The sequence below is a fragment of the Nocardia sp. NPDC055053 genome, from assembly GCF_053608285.1.
This window is the reverse complement of sequence record NZ_JBSGVD010000001.1, coordinates 125,830-145,757: the sequence shown is the minus strand read 5'-3', so window position 1 is coordinate 145,757 and position 19,928 is coordinate 125,830. Positions and strand designations below refer to the sequence as shown.

The 19,928-nt window shown below is 68.4% G+C and carries 22 protein-coding genes; 14 read left to right on the top strand and 8 right to left on the bottom strand.

What is annotated here, in order from left to right; genetic code table 11:
• Positions 1 to 169: 169 nt before the first annotated feature.
• Positions 170 to 655 carry an Lrp/AsnC family transcriptional regulator gene (locus ACWF82_RS00645; protein WP_452496570.1) on the bottom strand — a complete coding sequence of 162 codons (486 nt, stop codon included), beginning with the start codon at positions 653 to 655 and terminating at the stop codon, positions 170 to 172.
• 120 nt (positions 656 to 775) lie between these two features.
• Between ACWF82_RS00645 and ACWF82_RS00640 the strand changes: the two genes are divergently transcribed.
• Positions 776 to 1,837 (top strand): alpha/beta hydrolase, encoded by a 1,062-nt coding sequence (locus tag ACWF82_RS00640; protein WP_452496568.1) that lies wholly within the window; start codon positions 776 to 778, stop codon positions 1,835 to 1,837.
• Between the two features lie 103 nt (positions 1,838 to 1,940).
• On the opposite strand, the gene ACWF82_RS00635 is transcribed toward ACWF82_RS00640, so the two are convergent.
• The 3 genes from ACWF82_RS00635 to ACWF82_RS00625 form a co-directional block, all read right to left on the bottom strand.
• Positions 1,941 to 2,276 (bottom strand): BP74-related protein, encoded by a 336-nt coding sequence (locus tag ACWF82_RS00635; RefSeq protein ID WP_452496566.1) that lies wholly within the window; start codon positions 2,274 to 2,276, stop codon positions 1,941 to 1,943.
• 164 nt (positions 2,277 to 2,440) lie between these two features.
• Positions 2,441 to 3,472, bottom strand: coding sequence for a MauE/DoxX family redox-associated membrane protein (locus ACWF82_RS00630; protein ID WP_452496564.1), 1,032 nt, complete (start codon positions 3,470 to 3,472; stop codon positions 2,441 to 2,443).
• Between the two features lie 57 nt (positions 3,473 to 3,529).
• Complete coding sequence (locus tag ACWF82_RS00625) at positions 3,530 to 4,297, bottom strand: MspA family porin (protein WP_452496562.1); 768 nt, start codon at positions 4,295 to 4,297, stop codon at positions 3,530 to 3,532.
• A gap of 265 nt (positions 4,298 to 4,562) precedes the next feature.
• Between ACWF82_RS00625 and ACWF82_RS00620 the strand changes: the two genes are divergently transcribed.
• The 6 genes from ACWF82_RS00620 to ligA all read left to right on the top strand — a co-directional run bounded on the left by ACWF82_RS00620 (position 4,563) and on the right by ligA (position 10,991).
• Complete coding sequence (locus ACWF82_RS00620) at positions 4,563 to 5,789, top strand: cysteine desulfurase family protein (protein ID WP_452496560.1); 1,227 nt, start codon at positions 4,563 to 4,565, stop codon at positions 5,787 to 5,789.
• Entirely contained in the window at positions 5,789 to 6,892 is a 1,104-nt protein-coding gene (gene mnmA / locus ACWF82_RS00615; RefSeq protein WP_452496558.1) for a tRNA 2-thiouridine(34) synthase MnmA, read from the top strand. Before ACWF82_RS00620 ends, mnmA begins: the two co-directional genes overlap by 1 nt.
• 117 nt (positions 6,893 to 7,009) lie before the next feature.
• Positions 7,010 to 8,086 carry a methionine synthase gene (locus ACWF82_RS00610; protein ID WP_452496556.1) on the top strand — a complete coding sequence of 359 codons (1,077 nt, stop codon included), beginning with the start codon at positions 7,010 to 7,012 and terminating at the stop codon, positions 8,084 to 8,086.
• A 55-nt stretch (positions 8,087 to 8,141) separates the two neighbouring features.
• Positions 8,142 to 8,393 carry an AbrB/MazE/SpoVT family DNA-binding domain-containing protein gene (locus ACWF82_RS00605; protein ID WP_379305210.1) on the top strand — a complete coding sequence of 84 codons (252 nt, stop codon included), beginning with the start codon at positions 8,142 to 8,144 and terminating at the stop codon, positions 8,391 to 8,393.
• Complete coding sequence (locus ACWF82_RS00600; RefSeq protein WP_452496554.1) at positions 8,386 to 8,754, top strand: type II toxin-antitoxin system VapC family toxin; 369 nt, start codon at positions 8,386 to 8,388, stop codon at positions 8,752 to 8,754. Before ACWF82_RS00605 ends, ACWF82_RS00600 begins: the two co-directional genes overlap by 8 nt.
• Before the next feature lie 134 nt (positions 8,755 to 8,888).
• The gene (gene ligA / locus ACWF82_RS00595) at positions 8,889 to 10,991 is read left to right on the top strand and encodes an NAD-dependent DNA ligase LigA (RefSeq protein WP_452496981.1); all 2,103 of its coding nucleotides are present in this window, start codon (positions 8,889 to 8,891) and stop codon (positions 10,989 to 10,991) included.
• A gap of 55 nt (positions 10,992 to 11,046) precedes the next feature.
• Here ligA and ACWF82_RS00590 read toward each other — a convergent pair whose 3' ends face one another.
• Both ACWF82_RS00590 and ACWF82_RS00585 read right to left on the bottom strand, forming a co-directional pair.
• Positions 11,047 to 11,397, bottom strand: coding sequence for a hypothetical protein (locus tag ACWF82_RS00590; protein WP_379031286.1), 351 nt, complete (start codon positions 11,395 to 11,397; stop codon positions 11,047 to 11,049).
• A gap of 155 nt (positions 11,398 to 11,552) precedes the next feature.
• Positions 11,553 to 12,191: a PadR family transcriptional regulator gene (locus ACWF82_RS00585; RefSeq protein WP_452496551.1), complete on the bottom strand. Its 639-nt coding sequence runs from the start codon at positions 12,189 to 12,191 to the stop codon at positions 11,553 to 11,555.
• 120 nt (positions 12,192 to 12,311) lie between these two features.
• Here ACWF82_RS00585 and ACWF82_RS00580 point away from each other — a divergent pair, with 120 nt between their 5' ends.
• The 5 genes from ACWF82_RS00580 to ACWF82_RS00560 all read left to right on the top strand — a co-directional run bounded on the left by ACWF82_RS00580 (position 12,312) and on the right by ACWF82_RS00560 (position 16,333).
• A complete protein-coding gene (locus ACWF82_RS00580; RefSeq protein ID WP_452496549.1) occupies positions 12,312 to 13,250 on the top strand; it encodes an ATP-binding cassette domain-containing protein in 939 nt (312 codons plus the stop codon).
• The gene (locus tag ACWF82_RS00575) at positions 13,247 to 14,053 is read left to right on the top strand and encodes an ABC transporter permease (RefSeq protein WP_452496547.1); all 807 of its coding nucleotides are present in this window, start codon (positions 13,247 to 13,249) and stop codon (positions 14,051 to 14,053) included. Before ACWF82_RS00580 ends, ACWF82_RS00575 begins: the two co-directional genes overlap by 4 nt.
• Before the next feature lie 111 nt (positions 14,054 to 14,164).
• Complete coding sequence (locus tag ACWF82_RS00570) at positions 14,165 to 15,349, top strand: AAA family ATPase (protein WP_452496545.1); 1,185 nt, start codon at positions 14,165 to 14,167, stop codon at positions 15,347 to 15,349.
• A 41-nt stretch (positions 15,350 to 15,390) separates the two neighbouring features.
• On the top strand, positions 15,391 to 15,738 hold the full coding sequence (locus tag ACWF82_RS00565) for a hypothetical protein (RefSeq protein WP_452496543.1): 348 nt from the start codon (positions 15,391 to 15,393) through the stop codon (positions 15,736 to 15,738).
• A 73-nt stretch (positions 15,739 to 15,811) separates the two neighbouring features.
• A complete protein-coding gene (locus ACWF82_RS00560) occupies positions 15,812 to 16,333 on the top strand; it encodes a GNAT family N-acetyltransferase (RefSeq protein ID WP_452496541.1) in 522 nt (173 codons plus the stop codon).
• A gap of 10 nt (positions 16,334 to 16,343) precedes the next feature.
• On the opposite strand, the gene ACWF82_RS00555 is transcribed toward ACWF82_RS00560, so the two are convergent.
• A complete protein-coding gene (locus tag ACWF82_RS00555; protein ID WP_452496540.1) occupies positions 16,344 to 16,994 on the bottom strand; it encodes an amino acid-binding protein in 651 nt (216 codons plus the stop codon).
• A gap of 479 nt (positions 16,995 to 17,473) precedes the next feature.
• A complete protein-coding gene (locus tag ACWF82_RS00550) occupies positions 17,474 to 17,872 on the bottom strand; it encodes a hypothetical protein (protein WP_452496538.1) in 399 nt (132 codons plus the stop codon).
• Between the two features lie 245 nt (positions 17,873 to 18,117).
• Between ACWF82_RS00550 and gatC the strand changes: the two genes are divergently transcribed.
• Together gatC and gatA are read left to right on the top strand one after the other, a co-directional pair.
• Positions 18,118 to 18,414: an Asp-tRNA(Asn)/Glu-tRNA(Gln) amidotransferase subunit GatC gene (gene gatC, locus ACWF82_RS00545; protein ID WP_067493225.1), complete on the top strand. Its 297-nt coding sequence runs from the start codon at positions 18,118 to 18,120 to the stop codon at positions 18,412 to 18,414.
• On the top strand, positions 18,411 to 19,898 hold the full coding sequence (gene gatA, locus ACWF82_RS00540; RefSeq protein ID WP_452496536.1) for an Asp-tRNA(Asn)/Glu-tRNA(Gln) amidotransferase subunit GatA: 1,488 nt from the start codon (positions 18,411 to 18,413) through the stop codon (positions 19,896 to 19,898). The genes gatC and gatA overlap by 4 nt, the downstream gene beginning before the upstream one ends.
• Positions 19,899 to 19,928 lie beyond the last annotated feature (30 nt).

Here is a 19,928-nt window from a genome sequence, read left to right as displayed (position 1 = left end):
GATCGTGAGCTGCGCAACGAAGGAACTTGCTATCGGTGCAGCGAAATGTGCCGTGGAGGGGTAATCGGTGTCAACAGTCAGTCGAAAAGTTGATCAGTCTGCTCAAAAGTGATCTGGACCACTGGGGTGGATGTGTCAATCTGCTCGAGGTAAGGAGACCTGCGTCACATCAGGACTGGTTCGCCCGCTTGGTCAGATGGTCGACCAGCGGCAGGCTCCGATACTTGATCGGAGTGGCCAGCGCGAGCATCGTCTCGGTGTGATTCACGCCGTCGATGGCATGCACCCGCTGGATGATTTCGAGCAGATCCTGCTGTGATCGCGCGGCGATGCGGACCAGCAGATCGGCGCGACCGGTGGTGGCGTGCACCTCGAGCACGTGCGGGAAGTCGCGCAGCGTCTCGATGATCGGATCCATCTTGTTCTGATCGAGTTCGATGCCAAGGAACGCGTGCACGGCGAAACCGATCGCCTGCACATCGATATCGGGCGGATAGCCGTGCACCGCGCCCGATGACTCCAGCCGCTTCATCCGCGCCTGCACGGTGTTGCGGGCGATGCCGAGCCGCTGTGCCAGCTCGAGGATCGGCGCCCGCGGGTCGCGCGCCAGTTCGGCCAGCAATGCGGCGTCGAGAGCATCGAACTTGATGGTCATGCCGCATTGTGGCACGGCGGAAACCGGCCCTGCTCGGAGGAAGCTCCGCGGGAACCGATATGGTGATACGGGGGGTTACAGGTAGTTTCCCTCGTCGTCGCGATCTATCCGGAGATCTACATGGGCCCCTTGTCGGTTGCGCTGCGCAACGCGGTCGCACTCTTCAGTGACGGCGTCGAGCCGTACACGCCGACGCCGTCGGACATCGTCTACGACGAACCGCACCGCCGGCTCCTGCGTTACCGGCGCGCCACCCCAGCCACGGGCGATCCAGTGCTCCTGGTCCCGCCGCTGGCAGTGACCATTTCCTGCTACGACATGCGGCCGAGCCAGAGCCTGGTGCGATTCCTGCTCGACCTTGGTCGCGAGGTCTATGTGCTCGACTACGGCGAGATCACCTACGCGGACCGCGATCTCGGCTTCGAGGAATGGGTCGACGACATCGTGCCGACGGCGATCGCCACGGTCGGCGCCGACGCGCAGGGCGCCACTGTCGACCTGATCGGATGGTCGTTCGGCGGCACCATGAGCGTGCTCACCGCCGCGGCCCACCCGGACCTGCCGATCGGCTCGGTCACCGCGGTCGGCACCCCGTTCGATCAGCGGCGCAACGGCCAGATCTCGCTGGCCCGCAGGTTCGGCCAGCTCACCGGCGGCCGCGAGGTCACCCTGCCGGTCCGGGTCGCCGGTGGCGTTCCGAAGTACGGTGTGCGGGCCGGATTCCGTATCCAGTCGATCGACCGCGAGCTCACCAAGCCCTGGTACATCGCCCGCAATATCGCCGACACCGAAGCGCTGGCCCGCATGCAATCGGTGGACCGATTCATGGACACCATGCCCGGCTACCCGGGCCGGTTCTACCGCCAGGCCTATCGCCAGCTGATCATCCGCAACGAAATGCTGAAGGGCACAGTGCATTTGCGCCCCGACCGCGCGATCGACCTCACCGAACTCACGGCGCCGACCCAGCTGATCGGCGGCACCAAGGACGCCCTGGCCTCCTCGGCGTCCGTCGCCGCGGGCGTCCAGGTCCTCACCGGCGCCGCCGAGGTCCGCTTCACCGAGGTCCCGGGAAGTCACCTCGGCATCATCGCGGGCCCCGCCGCCCGCGACACCACCTGGGCGACCATCGCGAACTTCCTCGGCAGCGTTCGGTCATCCACACCTTCGCCGACCCGCTGACCCGGCGTCGGCCGCGGGAACGAGGTGCGGTCGCGCGCGCTCTGCACCCGGCAGACCCCGGCCGAAAGCATTCGGCCGGGGTCCGTCGCCGACGGCGTAGCCGCTAGCGCATCTCTCGGGTGAGCCGGGACGACCACGGACACCAGAAGCAACCCGGCAGGAAAGCGCCGCAGGCCTCGTCCACGTGGTCTTCGAGGTAGTTGATCCCCGAGTCGCAGACCTCGATCGCCACGGTGAAGAAGGTGATCGTGTCCGGGTCGAGGTGGAAGCTCCAACCCGGGTTGTAGTCGACGGACTGTTTCCTGATGCGGCCCATGACATGGATCGACATCTGCTCCTCGCCGGACAGAATCCGACGCGCTTCCGCGATGCGCTGCTCGTTGGTGAGCCGGATGATGAATTCCTTGCCGGAGTGATCGGTGAATGCGAAGTCCGCCATGACATCTCCCTGCCAAAAGTAGTGGATGGGGTTTGCGTGCGGTTCTGCATCAGAGCACTCAATATCGTATCGGCGTGCGAGCGCTGTTGTAAACGAAATTCTTTGTGCGCCAATTAAAATTCGACTGGACGCCCGTTTCCGGCGGCGGTAACCGGGCTGAGAGGTCAGTTCTGATGCTGGATAGCAGCGTGGTCGCCATTGCTTCGAGAGGAAAGCTGGGTCCGGATGGACTTCCCGGCGAAAGTCAATTCACGGATCGCGATAGCGCCCCGCGCAACGGGCGCGGCGACTCGGCCCTCGACGTCGATCAGCACAGCCGACGGTGTGCCGCGGACGCGGTAGCGCAGCGCCGCCTCGTTGCTCTGTTGCACCAGCGACGGGATCTCGCCAAGACCCTGTTCGATACCCCACATGGCCTGCTCGGCGGCGTCGCCGTTGCCGACGACGACGATGGTCATGTCCGTGCGCGCCCGCCAGCGCGGCAGTTCGCGGGCCAGCGCGGCGCACATCTCGCAGCCCGGGTGCACGAACACCAGCAGCACTGCCCGACCCGCCGAGAGCAGCTCGGCGAGGTTTGTGCGGGCGCCCGCGACGTCGAGCAGTTCGAACTCCGGTGCGACCGAGCCGACCGGCAAGCCCTCGGCGCCCAGCGTCGAGAGCGCCTGCTCGTCCAGGCGCCGCCGCAGCGCGCCGACCTGGCCGACCAGCCACGCCAAAACCCCGCACAGCAGCGCGCCGAGCGCGAGCCCGGTCGCGGCATCGGCGGCCAGTCCGGCGGGCACCGAGGGATGAGCCAGCGCGCCCCACAGGACCATGGCCGCGAGCGCCATCAGCACACCGTTGCGTACGAGGCTGCGCGCACCGATCGGCCGCGTGCTCGCCGCGCCGAAGCAGGAGCACGAGGGGTGCTTGCCGCGCCGCAACAAGCCGGCCATGACCACCGTGAACACCGTCAGCAGGAGCAGCGCGCCGACCGCCGCCGCGGCGGCCGTCCACGGCAGGACGACGCCGACCGCCAGCACCGCCTCGGCGACCGGTAGCCCCCACGCCACGGCGGGCACCCACCGCACCGGCACCTCGAACTCGCCTACCGCCTGCCGCGTGCCTGCGCGATCGGCCAACTTCCCCCAGGCCGACAACCCGAACACCACGGCGAGCGCCAACCGCGTAATCCACACCCCGTATTCGATCAGCATGGGTCGCACCCTCCCACATCAGCGGTTATTCGAATTCGGAATCGCCGGACGGAGTATTCACAGTGTGGTGGGCTCGCCGAACACCGCTCCGCTGTCGTCGACTTCGGGTGTTCTGGTTTGCACGTAGGTGTATTGGCGGATGGTGGCCGGGCCGACGCAGTTGTCGACTTTGATGTGGAAGTCGCGGGTCACGATCCGCACGGTTTTGCCCGGGATCAGCGGCTTGCCGTCCCCGATATCGACGTTGGTGATGTCGCCGGGTTGCAGTTCCAATTCCAGGAACAGACCCGGGTCCACCGCGATGGCGGGGGTGATGCCGTTGAACTCCTGATACTGTCGCTGTTCGGTCTCCTGTGCTTGCCCGGACTGCTCCGTATGGGACTGCACCGTCTCGCCGGAACTCGACTGCTCGACGGTGTCCGACTGCGACTGCTCTGTGGCCTGCCGCTGCACCTGCTCCGTCGCGGCGTTCTGCTGCGGCCCCTCGAGCCCGAATTCCGTGGTGGGATCGATGCCGGGGAGCACGACACCGATCCTGGCCGCGCAGCCGACGGTGTATCCGGTCTTGAGCACGCCCTCGGCCTGCCCGTCGAGCCGTCCGTACGCGACGGTGGATACCAACGCTTCACGGCTGGTGGGGTTGCCGTTCAACGGCGCGATTCGATAGACGGCTTCGTTGTGTGTGCCGACGGTGAAACTGCCCATATCCGACTCGAAAGTCTTCTCGTGCGGTGGCAGATTCACGGTATCGGCATGCGCGGTTGGCTGCGACAGTATGGCCAGCGCTGAGGCGACGTAACCGACTCTCCGGATGATTCGCAACATGACCCCGGACAATAGTGAATCCGACCGCCGTTTCCCCGTCGTCACACGGGCGCGTGTCCCGACCGATGCGGCATGTTGTTCACTCGTTCATCCGGCACCACACCGGTTCGGCAAAGGGTGAGGACCGGCCTTCTCGCCGCCGATCCAGGAATACAGAGGGGTGATACCTGTGTTGAGGATCCTGGGTAAATCGTAGAAACATCGTAGAGAGCAGGGGTGGACCCCGAAGATGCCCAGGTCAGCGGTGGTATAGGCTTTGTCGGTCATGAAGTCGGCTTATACGGGTCCGGTCAACGGTGCGCCCAGGACGGTCTACCTCGACCACGCGGCGACCACTCCGATGTTGCCCGCCGCCGTCGAGGCGATGACGGCTGCGCTGAGCACGGTGGGTAATGCCTCGTCGCTGCACGGATCAGGGCGGGCCGCACGGCGGTCGCTGGAGGAGGCGCGCGAGTCGATCGCGGCCGATCTGGGGGCGCGGCCGTCGGAGGTGATCTTCACCTCCGGTGGCACCGAGAGTGACAATCTGGCCGTCAAGGGCGTCTTCTGGGGGCGCAGGGCGGGCGATCCGCGGCGCACCAGGATCGTCACCAGCGCGGTCGAGCATCACGCGGTGCTCGACGCGGTCGAGTGGCTGGAGAAGCACGAGGGCGCGCGGGTCACCTGGTTGCCCGTCGACGCCGAGGGTGCCGTCTCGCCGCACGCGCTGCGCGAGGTGCTCGCCGAGCAGGCCGACGAGGTCGCGCTGGTCAGCGTCATGTGGGCCAACAACGAGGTCGGCACCGTCCAGCCGATCACCGAGTTGGCCGCCGTCGCCCGGGAATTCGATGTTCCGATGCACAGCGACGCGATCCAGGCGGTGACCCAGCTCCCCCTCGATTTCGGCGCGAGCGGGCTGGCCGCGCTCAGCGTCACCGGGCACAAGGCGGGTGGTCCCCACGGCATCGGCGTGCTGCTGCTCGGCAGGCAGGTGCCGTGTGTGCCGCTGGTCCACGGCGGCGGACACGAACGCGACCTGCGCTCGGGCACCTCCGATGTGGCCGCGGCCGTCGGCATGGCCGCCGCGCTGCGCGAAGCGGTCGGTGACCTGCCCGCGCGCGCCGAGCAGTTGCGCGTGCTGCGCGAGCAGCTGATCGACGGTGTGCGGGCCGCGGTGCCCGACGCGGTGCTCAACGGGCCCGCCGACGAGCGTCGGCTGCCCGGCAACGCCCACTTCACCTTCCCCGGCTGCGAGGGCGACTCGCTGCTCATGCTGCTCGACGCCGCCGGTGTCGAATGCTCCACCGGCTCGGCCTGCAATGCGGGCGTGGCCTCCCCGAGTCATGTGCTGATCGCGATGGGTGTCGAGCCGTGGCAGGCCCGCAGTTCGCTGCGGTTCTCGCTGGGGCACACCTCGACCGGGGCCGATATCGAGACATTGTTGACCGTTCTTCCGCAGATCATCGAACGGGCCAGAGCCGCGGGCATGGCCGGCGCTAGAGGAGGTGCCTGATGCGAGTACTCGCCGCGATGAGTGGTGGCGTCGATTCGGCGGTGGCCGCGGCGCGGGCCGTCGACGCCGGCCACGAGGTGGTCGGGGTGCACCTGGCGTTGTCGGCGACGCCGGGCACGCTGCGCACCGGTTCCCGCGGGTGCTGCTCCAAGGAAGACGCCGGTGACGCGCGCCGCGCCGCCGACGTGCTCGGCATCCCGTTCTACGTCTGGGACTTCGCCGACCGCTTCAAGGAAGACGTGATCGACGATTTCGTCGCCGCCTACGCCGCGGGCGAGACGCCCAACCCGTGCCTGCGCTGCAACGAGAAGATCAAGTTCTCCGCCCTCGCCGACCGCGCGCAGGCCCTCGGCTTCGACGCCGTCGTGACCGGCCACTACGCCCGGCTCTCCGACGGCGTGCTGCGCCGCGCGGTCGACGCCGACAAGGACCAGTCCTACGTGCTCGCGGTCCTCACCGCCGAGCAGCTCGCGCGCGCGATGTTCCCGGTCGGTGACACCCCGAAGCCGCGGATCCGCGAGGAAGCCGCCGAGCGTGGTCTGGCCGTGGCGAACAAGCCCGACAGCCACGACATCTGCTTCATCCCCTCCGGGGATACCCGCGCCTTCCTCGGCGCCAAGATCGGCATTCGCCCCGGTGCGCTGGTCGATTCCGACGGCACCGTCCTCGGTGAGCACGAGGGTGTGCACGGATTCACCGTCGGCCAGCGCAAGGGGCTCGGCCTGACCCACACCGCCGCCGACGGCAAGCCGCGCTATGTGACCGGTATCGATCCCGATTCGGGGACGGTCAGCGTCGGTTCGGTGGAGGACCTCCAGGTCGATGTCGTCACGGCCGATCGCGCGATCTGGACCTCCGGCGTGCGCCCGAGCGAGCCGGTGGAGTGCGTCGTGCAGGTGCGTGCGCACGGTGGCACCGCACCCGCTGTCGTCGAGCCCGAGGGTGACGGGTTCGTCGCCCGGCTGCGTGAACCGCTCACCGGTGTCGCCAAGGGTCAGGCGATCGTGCTCTACCTGCCTGATGCCGAAGGCGGGGACACCGTGGTCGGCAGCGGCACCATCAACGGCACGGATCGGGCCGGCGTCTCGGCGGATGCGGTCTAGGGCTCACCCGCGCACATCGTTCACTCTCGCGCCGATCGGTCGACATCAGGACCATCGGAGCGTCCGCACCCGTCCGGGTGGCGGCTCCGTTTCGACGACACGAAAGGTGTTGAGCGCGTGACACTCTGGCGAAGCGAGACCTCGCACGAAGCCGCCGCACCGGAACCCGTCGACCCGCTCGTCGCCGGCATCGCCACCGGGATCGGCTCCTGGCCGGGCACCGACCCCCGCGAGGCCGCCGCGACGATCATCGGCGAGCTGCCCGACCTGCCGCATCTGGTCGAGCTGCCCGATCGCGGTGTCGGCGCCGACATGATCGGCCGGGTCTCGGCGCTGCTCGTCGACCTGCGTTTCGATTCCACGACGCGTGGTTACCGCTTGGCCGCCCGCCCCGGCGCGGTGTCGCGCCGGGCCAGGGATCTCCTGCACGCCGACCTCGACGCCATCGAAGAAGCCTGGGAGACAGCGGGTCTGGCCGGTGCGGGGCGCGTGGTGAAACTCCAGTCGGCGGGCCCGCTCACCCTCGCCGCCGAGGTCGAACTCCCCGGCGGTCACCGCATCCTCACCGATTCCGGTGCGGTGCGCGATCTTTCGGAATCCCTTGCCGAAGGGCTGGCCCGGCACGCCGCGGAGGTTCGCCGCCGCCTCGGCGCTGAGGTCGTCATCCAGCTCGACGAACCCCGGCTCACCACCGTGCTCGAGGGCTCCCTGAAAGGGCCGAGCATCCTGAACACCATTCGCGCGCTGCCCGAACCCGAGGCGCTGCACATCCTCGACACGGTGATCGACGCCCAGTCCGCGCCGGTCCTGTTGCACACCTGCGCGTCCCGTCCCGCCCTCACCACGCTGGGCCGCACGGCGGCCGCCGCCATCTCCTTCGACGCGTCGACGATCACCACCGCCGACCTCGACGCGATCGGCGAGATCCTCGACTCCGGCAAGAAGGTCGCGCTCGGCCTGACTCCGACGGCGGCCCCGGTCGCACCGATCACCTGGCGCGCGATCGCCGAACCCGGTGTCCGCCTGATCGACCGCCTCGGCTTCCCGCGCAGCGTCCTCGCCGACCGGATACTGGTCACCCCGTCCTGCGGGCTGGCGGGCGCGCCGCTGTCGTGGTCGCGCAAGGCGCTCGCGCTCACCGGTGACGTCGCCCGCGCCTTCGCCGAGGAACCGGAGTCGATCACCGTCGAGTGAGGGGGTCCCGCTCTGCGGGCGACGAGTTACCATCTAATAGGAAGGCATCTATTAGATGGAGGTTGATGTGCGGATGAACGCGAACGGCCAGGTCACTATCCCGGCCGAGCTACGGGCAAAGTTCAACCTCCGTGAAGGCGACGAACTCGACGTTGTCGACGACGGTGGCACGTTGCGCATCGTGGCGCGTGGCGGGGCGGACAGTCCCGGTGAGCGGCTCGTACGGCAGATGCGGCGCCACCGATTCGACAATCCTGATGTGGGTGGCTTGACGACCGACGAGATCATGGCGCTGTTGCGTGACTGAAGCTGTCACCGCGCCGCGGCGCGCAACCCTGGTCGACACCTGCGTGCTGATCGATGTTCTCGACGGCGATCCGACATGGGAGCAGTGGTCTGCCTCTGCATTGTCGACAGCCCGCAACGCGGGGCGCGTGGTGATCAATCCGCTGATCTACGCTGAGGTTTCGATCGGCTATGCGACCAAGGAATCATTGGAGTCGGCTCTGCAGTGGGCTCGTTCGATCGCGAGCCGCTGCCGTGGGATGCGGGGTTCCTGGCAGCCAAGGCGTTTCTTGCCTACCGGCGCCGCGGTGGCGACAAACGCTCACCGCTACCGGACTTTTACATCGGCGCGCACGCTGCGGTCAGCGGGTACCGATTGTTGACGCGCGACGCCGCGAGGTACCGCACCTACTTCCCGAGGCTCGAGGTTATCGCGCCGGAATGAGCCCGCGACGTGCGGGAACGGTCGACGGATGTGTCGGTGGGCTCGACTACTGTTCGACAGGTGAGTGACAGCGTGGTTTCCGTGAGTGCCGAGCCGGGCGCGACCCCCGAGCAGCGGGTGCAGTGGCAGCAGCTGGCGGACGAGGTGCGCGAGCACCAGTTCCGCTACTACGTGCGCGATGCGCCGATCATCACCGACGGCGAGTTCGACACGTTGCTGCGGCAGTTGCAGGCTCTCGAGGAGGCGCACCCCGACCTGCGCACCCCCGATTCGCCGACCCAGCTCGTCGGTGGCGGGTTCGCCACCGACTTCACCGCCGTCGACCATCTCGAACGGATGTTGTCGCTGGACAACGTCTTCGACTACGACGAGCTGCGCACCTGGGCGAGCCGGGTCGAAGCCGAGGCCGGGCCCGACCTGCACTATCTGTGCGAGGTCAAGATCGACGGCGTCGCGCTGAACCTGGTCTACGAGAACGGCAAGCTGGTGCGCGGCGCCACCCGCGGCGACGGCCGCACCGGCGAGGACGTCACCCTCAACGCGCGCACCATCGAAGACATCCCCACCGAGCTCACCCCGACCGAGGATTTCCCGATCCCGGAGCTCCTGGAAGTGCGTGGCGAGGTGTACTTCCGGCTCGAGGACTTCGAGACCCTCAACGCCCAGATCGTCGCCGAAGGCAAACCGCCGTACGCGAATCCGCGCAATACCGCCGCCGGTTCGCTACGCCAGAAGAACCCGGCGATCACCGCCCAGCGCAGGCTGCGGATGATCTGTCACGGCTTCGGCCGCATCGAGGGCTACCGCCCGAAGTCCCAGCACGAGGCCTACCAGGCGCTGGCCGCCTGGGGTCTGCCGGTCTCCGAGCACACCCGCCTGGTCAAGGGCATCGAGGCGGTCATCGAGCGGGTCGCCTACTGGGGCGAGCACCGCCACGATATCGAGCACGAGATCGACGGTCAGGTGATCAAGATCGACGAGATGGCGTTGCAGCGCCGCCTCGGCTCCACCTCCCGTGCGCCGCGCTGGGCCATCGCCTACAAGTACCCGCCCGAAGAGGCCACCACCACGCTGCTCAATATCGAGGTGAATGTCGGGCGCACCGGCCGGGTCACCCCGTTCGCGGTGATGGCGCCGGTCTCCATCGCCGGCTCGACCGTCGCCATGGCCACCTTGCACAACGGCTCCGAGGTCAAGCGCAAGGGCGTGCTGATCGGCGACACCGTCACCATCCGCAAGGCGGGCGATGTCATCCCCGAGGTCCTCGGTCCCGTCGTCGACGCCCGCACCGGCGACGAACGCGAGTTCGTGATGCCGACGCACTGCCCCGAATGCGGCACCGAACTGGCCCCTGCCAAGGAGGGCGACGCCGACATCCGCTGCCCCAACCAGCAGCACTGCCCGGCCCAGCTGCGTGAACGCGTCTTCCACCTGGCTGGCCGCGGCGCCTTCGACATCGAAGCCCTCGGCTACGAAGCCGCCAACGCGCTGCTCACCTCGGGCGCCATCACCGACGAGGGCGACCTGTTCTCGCTCGACGAGCAGGCCCTGCTCGGTGTCCCGCTGTTCACCAAACAGGACGGCGCGCTGTCGGCCAACGGTGCCCGCCTGCTGGAAAACCTCAACGCCGCCAAGGACACTCCGCTGTGGCGGGTGCTCGTCGGCCTGTCGATCCGCCATGTCGGCCCCACCGCCGCCCGCGCCCTCGCCGCCGAATTCGCCGGCCTCGACCGCATCGAAGCGGCCACCGGCGCGGAACTCGCGGCCACCGACGGCGTCGGCCCCACCATCGCCGCCGCGGTCGTGGAATGGTTCACCGTCGACTGGCACCGCGCCATCGTCGACAAATGGCGCGCGGCCGGGGTCCGCATGGAAGACGAACGCGACGACTCCATCGAACGCAACCTCGACGGCCTGTCCATCGTCGTCACCGGTTCCCTGCAAACCTTCACCCGCGACGGCGCCAAGGAAGCGATCCTGATCCGCGGCGGCAAGGCGGCGGGCTCGGTCTCGAAGAAGACGGCGTTCGTGGTGATCGGCGAAGCGCCCGGCTCGAAGGCGGCCAAGGCCGAGGAGCTCGGCGTGCCTATCCTCGACGAGGACGGGTTCCGGTTGCTGCTCGAAGAGGGGCCCGCCGCAGTGTCACCCGCGCCGGAATCCACCGAGGACGAGTAGTCGTCGACGGGATCCGCTGTAGCGCAGCGGATCCCGCACCCGACTCAGCGCAATCTCAGTTCGGCGTGACGGTAACCGTCGCCCCGGTCTGCCCCCGCAGCTGGAACGACGCACACTGCCCGTTCCGAATCTCCACATGCCGCCGCAACTTCTTGCTCTCGCTGTCGATATCGATCGTCACATCGGTACTGGTCATCGAGCACACCTTCGACACACCGGCCAGCACATAGGTCTGCGATCCCGCCCCCTGACACGAGTTCGTCTCGTCCCCGAGAAACACCCGCGCGGTCCCGTTCGGACACGGATCCGCCACCGCGTTCGGTGCGCCGAGCAGCACCACCGGCACCGCGGCCCCGGCCGTCACCGCCGCGACGACAACCCCGCGAACCATCATCCGAACAGCCATCCTGCGCACCCATCCTCGTCGTCGACGCCGGCCCGTCGACCGGCCGGTCGCGGTGTGCCCCGCATGCTAGTGCGTCGCAGGCGGACTCGCCCGGCTACTGCCACCGACCGAGAACGTGAATCCGCAGGGTGCGGGTATCGATTCGCGGCGATCCGTCAGCGGGAGTCCGCCGGATGGGGTCCCGTCGCGAACGGGTTCGGCTCGTCGTCGGCGAGCACGCCGACGAACGGATCTCCCTCACCGGCGAAGATGTAGGCGCCGCCTTCGATGCGGTCGATCAGGCCGTGGGTCCAGGCCGCTTCGCTGTCGGCCGAGTGGACCCACATGTTCATGATCTCGCCGATGTGGCCGAGCTGTCCGGGGCCCTGTTCCGGTGTGTAGTACTCGGTGACCGAGGCGCGCCACTGTTCGAGCCCGGCGATCCGCTGACGGAGGAGGGCGACGGCCTCGTCGCGGGGTAGGTCGACGATGAAGCCGATGCCCGCCGAGAGCATGTCCACCTTCTGGTCGTAGGAGGTCAGGGCCTGGCGCAGCAGGGCGAAGTACTCCTCGGTGCCCTTGTCGTTGATCTCGTATTCGACGCGGGGCGGACCGCCGACGGTGCTCGGGGCGACCTCGTGTTCGACGAGGAGTCCTTGCTTGGCCATCTGCTTGAGTGCGTGGTAGATCGAGCCGGGCTTGGCGTTGGACCACTCGTGGGCGCCCCAGAACTCCAGGTCGTTGCGGACCTGGTAGCCGTGTGCTCGTCCGTGTTGCCGGACCGCGCCGAGGACCAGCAGGCGGATCGCTGACATGGACGGCTCCCTTCTGATCAATTTTGACCAAAATAGCAGTATTCAAGTTTGACTAATTGCCGCGGGCGCCGTACCTTTGCCATCTAGTCAAATTTGATCACTGAGTGATGGAGGGGTGTAGTGACTGACCACGATCCGGCGATCGTCGTCGAAGGCCTGCGGAAGAACTACGGGGCCAAGCCGGCGCTCGACGGCCTCGATCTCGCTGTCCGGGCCGGTACCGTGCACGCGGTGCTCGGCCCGAACGGCGCCGGCAAGACCACGGCCGTGCGCATCATGTCGACACTGCTGCGTCCCGAGGCGGGGCGGGTCGAGGTCGCCGGCCTCGACGTGCGCAAGGAAGCCGACCGGGTGCGCTCCCGGATCGGGCTGCTCGGCCAGAGCGCGGCCGTCGACGAGGAGCTCAGCGGACGGCAGAACCTGGAGATGTTCGGGCGGCTCTACCACCTGGGCGCGCGCCGCGCCGGCGTCAGGGCCGACGAGCTCCTGGCCCGGTTCGGGCTCGCGGACACCGGAACGAAAGCCGTCAAGCAGTACAGCGGCGGCATGCGCAGGCGGCTCGACCTCGCTGCCTCGCTCATCTCCGAACCGCAGGTGCTCTTCCTCGACGAGCCGACGACCGGGCTCGATCCCCGCGGCCGCACGGAGGTGTGGAATTCGGTGCGGTCGCTGGTCGACGGCGGCACCACCGTGCTGCTGACCACGCAGTACCTGGAGGAGGCCGATCAGCTGGCCGACCGGATCTCGGTGATCGACCACGGCAAGGTCATCGCGGAAGGCACCGCCGACGAGCTGAAGACGAAAACGGGCGGTGACCGCATCGACGTTGTCCTGCACGACGCGTCCCAGCTGGCGCGCGCGGCCTCGCTCCTGCCCGGCGATGCGGTGGTCGACGAGGACCGGCGGATGGTCAGCGCCGCGGTCAGCGACCGGATGGCGGCCCTGACCGAGACCGTCCGGGCGCTGGCGGCGAACGGGATCGAGCCAGAGGACATCGCGGTCCGGCGCCCGACCCTCGACGAAGTCTTCCTGCACCTGACGAAGGAGAACGCGGCATGAGCACGACACTGCAGAGGGATTCGACGCTGAGCTGGGTGGTGGCCGACTCCTGGACGATGACCAGGCGCGAGCTGGCGCACTGGGTGCGCCAGCCCGTTCAGGTGGTCATCGGGCTGGTCTTCCCGGTGATGTTGCTGCTGATGTTCGGCTACCTGATCGGTGGCGGACAGGGCATCGAGGGAGATTTCACGGACTACCTGGTCCCCGGCATGCTCACCATGACCATGGCGTTCGGTCTGGAGGCGACGATGCTCTCGGTCACCCAGGACCTGAACAAGGGCGTCATCGACCGGTTCCGCTCGATGCCGATGAACTCGGCCGCGGTGCTGGTCGGGCGCAGCATCGCCGACATGCTGCAGTCGGCGGTCGGACTGACCGTGATGATCGCGGTCGGGTACCTGGTCGGCTGGCGCTGGCACAGCGGAATCGCCGCGTTCCTCGGCGCGGTGGGGCTGCTGTTGCTGCTGCGGTTCGCGATGCTGTGGATCGGCATCTACCTGGCCATGGTCGCGGGCAAGCCGGAACTGGTGCAGGCGGTGCAGATGCTGGTCTTCCCGGTCGCCTTCCTGTCCAACGCCATCGCCTCGCCGGAATCGATGCCGTCGTGGCTGGGCGCGGTCGTCGAATGGAACCCCATGTCGGCGACGGCGACCGCGGTGCGCGGCCTGTTCGGGAACCCGGTGGCGACCGGCGACTCCTGGGCCGCGACCAACGCGGAACTGCTCGCGGTCGCCTGGCCGGTGGTCTTGATCGTGGTGTTCTTCCCGCTGGCTGTCACGCGGTTCAGGGACCTGAGCCGCTAGCGAACCCGAGTTCGGCTCGCCGACGGCCGGGCCGCGCGCACCGTGCGGCCCGGCTAGTCTGGCCAAAAGATTTCGGAGAGGCGGACGAGCCACGTGCTGCGTAGTTTTCAGGTGACCAATCACCGATCGCTGGCCGAGGCGCAGCAATTGCGGCTCAGCAAGGGCGTCGGTGGGCCGGTGGCGGTGCCGGTGACCGCGGTGCACGGCGTGGCCGCCGCGGGCAAGACCAGCCTGATCGACGCGCTCGCGCAGATGCGCGACGCGGTGCTGCATTCGGTGAGCGGCTGGGATCCGTACGCGGGACCGGTGCGCAGGCCGCATCTCGGGTTCGCCGACCGGCCCACCGAATTCGTGGCGGGGTTCGTGGCCGAGGGGGTGCCCTACACCTACGGCTTCCGGCTCGACAACGCCGATGTGATCGCGGAGTGGCTGTACACGCATCCGCGCTCGCGCAAGCGGATCGTGTTCGAGCGCACCGGTGATCAGATCAAGATCGGGCCGATGTTCGAGCCCGCTCGCTATGGTGTGGCCGCGCTGGTGCCGTTGGTGCGGCCGAACGCGCTGCTGCTGAGTCTGGCCGGACAGATGTACGCCGAGGCGCTGGTGCCCGCCTATCGCTGGTTCGCGGCGAACTTGCAGGTGCAGCAGGGAGAGGCGGCAGGCGACGAACTCGCCAACGACCTCGGCAGCCACATCTCGCGCTCACCCGATAACGCCGCGCGCCTGCTGATGCTGTTGCGGACAGCGGACCTGGGCATCGAGGATCTGCTCGTCGCCGAGCACGATCCGATGTACGCCGACTACCTGCGTGACCTGGATGCCGAAATCGGCGCGCTGGCAGCACAACTCGACCACGGGGGCGCCGACCCGATCCTGCTGGCACGCGAACTCAGTACGCTGCGCGCCGCGCGGGACGCGCTGTACCGGCGGATGGTGGATCGCCGCGGCGCCGGGCTGAGCCTGGTGCACGAGGGAATCGACGTGCCCTTCGAGCTGGCCGACGCGTCCACCGCCACCCGCTCGCTGCTGCGGGTGCTGCCCGCCATGCTCGAAGCGCTCGACACCGGTCAGGTGCTGGCCGTCGACGACTTGGGCGCGGGCCTGCCGGTGGAGGAGACCGACCGGCTCGTCCAGCTGTTCCAGAACCCGGAGACGAATGCCCGTGGCGCGCAACTGATCTACACCACGGCCAACCGCGCGCTGATCGATCGCGGCAACGGCCGATCACAGCGCACCCGCAGCGCGGTCTGGCAGCTGCGCCGCGAACAGGGCGTCAGCGAGCTCACGCCACTGTGACGCGGGCACGCGGCCGCGCAGGTCGGGCCTAGCATGGAGGCATGCTCGAAGTGGTGATGGCGGCGGCCATGGTGACGATGCTGGTCGTGACGATCGGCGCGGTGGTGGCCGCCCGCACCGGGAAGGGCGGGGGAGCGAGCCTCGAACACGGGTCGCTCTACGTCACCGGCGTCAGCGCGCTGCCCGCCATGACCGGCGAGCACTACGTCACCATCACCGGCACGCTGACCGGCCCGTCGGTCACCGGGGTCGTGGTCTACCGCCGTTTCGCCTGGGACGCGGCCCACTGGCCCGCGATCGGTGACCAGCTCCTCGTCGCCTACCCGCCGCGCAACCCCGACAACTGGGTCGCCGATCACCCCGGCCTGCGGCCCTACCTCGGGTCGTGAGCCGCGAGCTCACCGGCGGCCGAATTCTCGGGTGAGGGCGAGCTCACAGCGGTGCGGGTGGGATCATTCCGAGATGCACGGCATATCAGCCCTCACCCCCGGCACCGGCCTCGAGATCCGTACCGCACACCCCAGCGAATACGACGCGATCTCCGCCCTGACCGTCGACGTGTACGTCGGCGACGGCTACGTCTCACCCGAGGACGACTACGTCACCGAACTGGGTGACGTCGCCCAGCGCGCCACCGCGGCGCAAGTCCTCGTCGCCGTCGACGGCGACGAGATCGCGGGCTCGCTGACCGTCGCGAAGCCGGGCACCCGCTATGCCGAGATCGCCCGTCCCGGCGAACTCGAGTTCCGCATGCTCGCCGTCGCGAAGCGGGCCCGCGGTCTCGGCGCGGGCACCGCGCTGGTGCGCGCGGTCATCGCCGAGGCGAGGGCGGGCGGGTACGAGGCGGTCGCGCTCACCACCATGTCGACCATGGTCGACGCGCACCGCATCTACGAACGTCTCGGCTTCGTCGCTGTGCCGGAACGCAATTGGTCCCCGCACGAGGGTTTGCAGCTCTACGTCATGCGCCTGGCGCTCGCCTAGGCGAGCGCCGTCACTGCAAGACGGTGGCGACGATACCGGCGAGGTAGCCGAGGCGGGCGACCTCCGACGGGCGGAAGTCCGGTCCGCCCGGCCTGCCGAGCAACAGCGACCGGCCGGAATTGCCGAGTGGCGCTGCCGCCAGTTTGGTGTCCATGTCGCGCCAGATCTGCGGCACCCACTCGGCCTCGCCGTCGAGCCACGACGGCTTCTCCAGCGGCATCCACGGCGCCGAACCCGCTTGTGTCTCAGGGGCACTCGGGCTGCCGACGACGCGGTAGGCGCCGGCCGGGCCCATCCCGATGATCGTCGACCAGCCGACGCGCAGCACGCGCGGCACACCGTCGACGAGAACCTGGAGCCGGTCGTCGCGGGCGCTGGCGACCTGGTCGATCAGCTCGAGCTCGCGATGGGTGTCCAGCACGCCGGAGTACGGGCGGATGGAGTCGACGCTCACATCGTGCACCGATTCCGCGGCGGTGATCAGGGTGTCGGGCAGCGCGCCGGTAGGAACTTCGACCACCAGATCGTCGATCGCGAAACCGGCGCCGCGTTCGACGACATCGAGCGAGAGGATGTCCGCGCCGACCCCGCCGAGGGCGAGTGCGAGAGAGCCGAGGCTTCCCGGTCGATCCGGAAGTTGCACGCGGAGCAAGTATGACACGTGCGTTCCTTTCCTAACGGCCGATGCGAGCACAACAGATGTACCCGGTGGCGCAAGAGATACACCTCGCATGTGCGCGAGTTGCACGACTCGAAGTTTAACCCCTCCTCACACCTGAAGCGCGGGGATGCGCAGCTCGGACCGCGCCACGCGCTCCCTCGGAGGGGACGCAGGGCGTCTTACATCGTCAGCGCTGCCACGGTCGGGTCCTGCCGTGGCTGCCAAGATCACTCCGGCAGCGTTGCGGTCTCGGTCTGCGGTATGTCCGCAGGCTTCGCACACCACCTTCCGGCCCGCCCGAGCCGCGCGCTCGATCAGTTCGCGTTTCGCCGCCCCGATAGCGGCGTCGGCCGCCTTCCTTGCCATCGTGGAGCGCGCCAAGAACCTCGGTTTGAAGTCTTCGACCGCGATGGTGTGGTGGTCGCGGACGACTCGCTGCGCCCATTCCCGCGCCATGTGTGTGTTCTGCCGGGCAGCCTTCACACCACTGGAATCGACACTTTGTTCGGCAGCCGAAGCTTGCGATCGCTGATCGTGAATCCCCGGGTGGTGTATTCCAGCGACGGCAGACACGTCTTCCGCGGCTTGGCCTTTGGACGCCCATGCCCCTTCACCTTGAACGAGTGAGCAAACGCGGTGGAGTAGGTGCGCAACGTCTGTTGTTGGGCAACGTGGGAACCTTCGCGTAACCACGCTGTACGAGAACGGGTTTCGGTAAGCATCTTCGACAGGCGCGCGAAGGACGGTTTCCTGCCACTCCGTTGCTGGTGGACCGCTTCGTTCCACAGGAATCGGCACCGGTGCCATTCCGCTTCAAGCGCGGCAACCGCTTGCGCGCCTGGGCGCAGTCTGTAGGTGTAGCGCACGATCTCGTCCATACCAAACACCCTCCCGCCCGCCGCTCTAGCTCGGTCCTGTGAGTAATACGTCAGGACTCGACCACCGTCAAATGTCTCTGGCCACCCACCGGCGCTGTCACAGTGGGGCCCGTCAGCCCTGCCATCCCCATCCGACCCCTGACTAGGCGTACCTCCGCGTTCGCTCCGGCCGTGCGCAGGGCTGTCGACTGCTGCAATTAGGCTGTAGCCACTACTTCCCAACCGAAGCCGAAAGGGGTCCCGCGGTGCCCGCAATCTCCCGCGACGAGGTCGCTCACCTCGCCCGGCTGTCCCGGCTGGCGTTGACCGACGCCGAACTCGACCAGTTCGCCGGTCAGCTGGATTCGATCCTCAGCCACGTGCGGACCATCTCCGAGGTCGCCGCCGACGTCCCCGCCACCGCGTCGCCGAACCCGACGACCAATGTGACCAGGCCCGATGTGGTCGTGCCAGGTCTGACTCCCGAGCAGGCGCTGGACCAGGCGCCCGCTGTGGAAGAACAGCGTTTCCTGGTCCCGCAGATCCTGGGAGAGGGCGAATGAGCGAGTTGACCACGCTGTCGGCGGCGGAGCTGGCGGCCAAGATCCACGGCGGCGAGGTGTCCTCCACCGAGGTCACCCAGGCGCACCTGGATCGCATCGCCGCGGTCGACGGTGAGCTCAACGCGTTCCTGCACATCGCCGGGACCGAGGCGCTGGCCGCGGCAGGCGCCGTCGACTCCGCGCTGGCCGCGGGCGAGACCCCCGCCTCGCCGCTGGCGGGAGTTCCGTTGGCGCTCAAGGACGTTTTCACCACCACCGACATGCCGACCACGTGTGCCTCGAAGGTGCTCGAGGGCTGGATGTCGCCGTACGACGCGACGGTCACCTCCCGGCTGCGCGCCGCGGGCATCCCGATCCTCGGCAAGACCAACATGGACGAGTTCGCGATGGGCTCCTCCACCGAGAACTCCGCCTACGGCCCGACCCGCAACCCGTGGGACACCACCCGCATCCCCGGCGGCTCCGGCGGCGGCTCGGCGGCGGCGCTGGCCTCGTTCCAGGCCCCGCTGGCCATCGGCACCGACACCGGTGGCTCCATCCGGCAGCCCGCCGCGGTCACCGCGACGGTCGGCGTGAAGCCCACCTACGGCACCGTGTCCCGGTACGGCCTGGTCGCGTGCGCGTCGTCGCTGGATCAGGGTGGCCCGTGTGGTCGCACGGTGCTCGACACCGCGCTGCTGCACGAGGTGATCGCCGGCTACGACCCGCGCGACTCCACCTCCCGCGACGTGCCGGTGGCGCCCGTGGTCGAGGCGGCGCGCCAGGGCGCCAACGGTGACCTGACGGGTGTGCGCGTCGGTGTGGTGCGCGAATTGCATTCCGACAGTTACCAGCCCGGCGTGCTGGGTTCCTTCGACGCCGCGGTCGCGGTGCTCAAGGAACTGGGCGCCGAGGTGATCGAGGTGTCGTGCCCGAACTTCGAGTACGCGCTGTCCTCGTACTACCTGGTGATGCCGTCGGAGGTGTCGTCGAACCTGGCGCGCTTCGACGCGATGCGCTACGGCCTGCGCGTCGGTGACGACGGCAGCCACAGCGCCGACCAGGTGATGTCGCTGACCCGCGAGGCCGGTTTCGGCCCCGAGGTGAAGCGCCGCATCATCATCGGCACCTACGCGCTGTCGGCCGGGTACTACGACGCCTACTATGGTCAGGCGCTCAAGGTCCGCACGATGATCGCGCAGGACTTCGACAGGGCCTACGAGCAGGTCGACGTGCTGGTCTCGCCGACCAGCCCGTTCACCCCGTGGAAGCTGGGCGAGAAGGTCGACGATCCGCTGGCCATGTACCTGTCGGACCTGTGCACCCTGCCGACCAACCTGGCCGGGCACTGCGGCATGTCGGTGCCGTCGGGACTGTCGGCCGACGACAACCTGCCGGTGGGCCTGCAGATCATGGCGCCCGCCCTGGCCGACGACCGCCTGTACCGGGTGGGCGCGGCCTACGAGGTGGCGCGCGGTGCGCTGCCGGTGCCCGCGGGCGTCTAACGACACCACACAGCGGGGTGCGCTGGGCCG

Bases quoted from the DNA above. Each gene is read 5' to 3' on its own strand.
- mnmA (WP_452496558.1), top strand. From the start codon at position 5,789: ATGCGAGTACTCGCCGCGATGAGTGGTGGCGTCGATTCGGCGGTGGCC.
- ACWF82_RS00585 (WP_452496551.1), bottom strand. From the start codon at position 12,191: ATGTCAGCGATCCGCCTGCTGGTCCTCGGCGCGGTCCGGCAACACGGA.
- ACWF82_RS00550 (WP_452496538.1), bottom strand. From the start codon at position 17,872: ATGGACGAGATCGTGCGCTACACCTACAGACTGCGCCCAGGCGCGCAA.
- ACWF82_RS00635 (WP_452496566.1), bottom strand. From the start codon at position 2,276: ATGGCGGACTTCGCATTCACCGATCACTCCGGCAAGGAATTCATCATC.
- ACWF82_RS00575 (WP_452496547.1), top strand. From the start codon at position 13,247: ATGAGCACGACACTGCAGAGGGATTCGACGCTGAGCTGGGTGGTGGCC.
- ACWF82_RS00605 (WP_379305210.1), top strand. From the start codon at position 8,142: ATGGAGGTTGATGTGCGGATGAACGCGAACGGCCAGGTCACTATCCCG.
- ACWF82_RS00625 (WP_452496562.1), bottom strand. From the start codon at position 4,297: ATGTTGCGAATCATCCGGAGAGTCGGTTACGTCGCCTCAGCGCTGGCC.
- ACWF82_RS00590 (WP_379031286.1), bottom strand. From the start codon at position 11,397: ATGGCTGTTCGGATGATGGTTCGCGGGGTTGTCGTCGCGGCGGTGACG.
- ACWF82_RS00560 (WP_452496541.1), top strand. From the start codon at position 15,812: ATGCACGGCATATCAGCCCTCACCCCCGGCACCGGCCTCGAGATCCGT.
- ACWF82_RS00620 (WP_452496560.1), top strand. From the start codon at position 4,563: ATGAAGTCGGCTTATACGGGTCCGGTCAACGGTGCGCCCAGGACGGTC.
- gatA (WP_452496536.1), top strand. From the start codon at position 18,411: ATGAGCGAGTTGACCACGCTGTCGGCGGCGGAGCTGGCGGCCAAGATC.
- ACWF82_RS00630 (WP_452496564.1), bottom strand. From the start codon at position 3,472: ATGCTGATCGAATACGGGGTGTGGATTACGCGGTTGGCGCTCGCCGTG.
- ACWF82_RS00645 (WP_452496570.1), bottom strand. From the start codon at position 655: ATGACCATCAAGTTCGATGCTCTCGACGCCGCATTGCTGGCCGAACTG.
- ACWF82_RS00565 (WP_452496543.1), top strand. From the start codon at position 15,391: ATGCTCGAAGTGGTGATGGCGGCGGCCATGGTGACGATGCTGGTCGTG.
- ACWF82_RS00640 (WP_452496568.1), top strand. From the start codon at position 776: ATGGGCCCCTTGTCGGTTGCGCTGCGCAACGCGGTCGCACTCTTCAGT.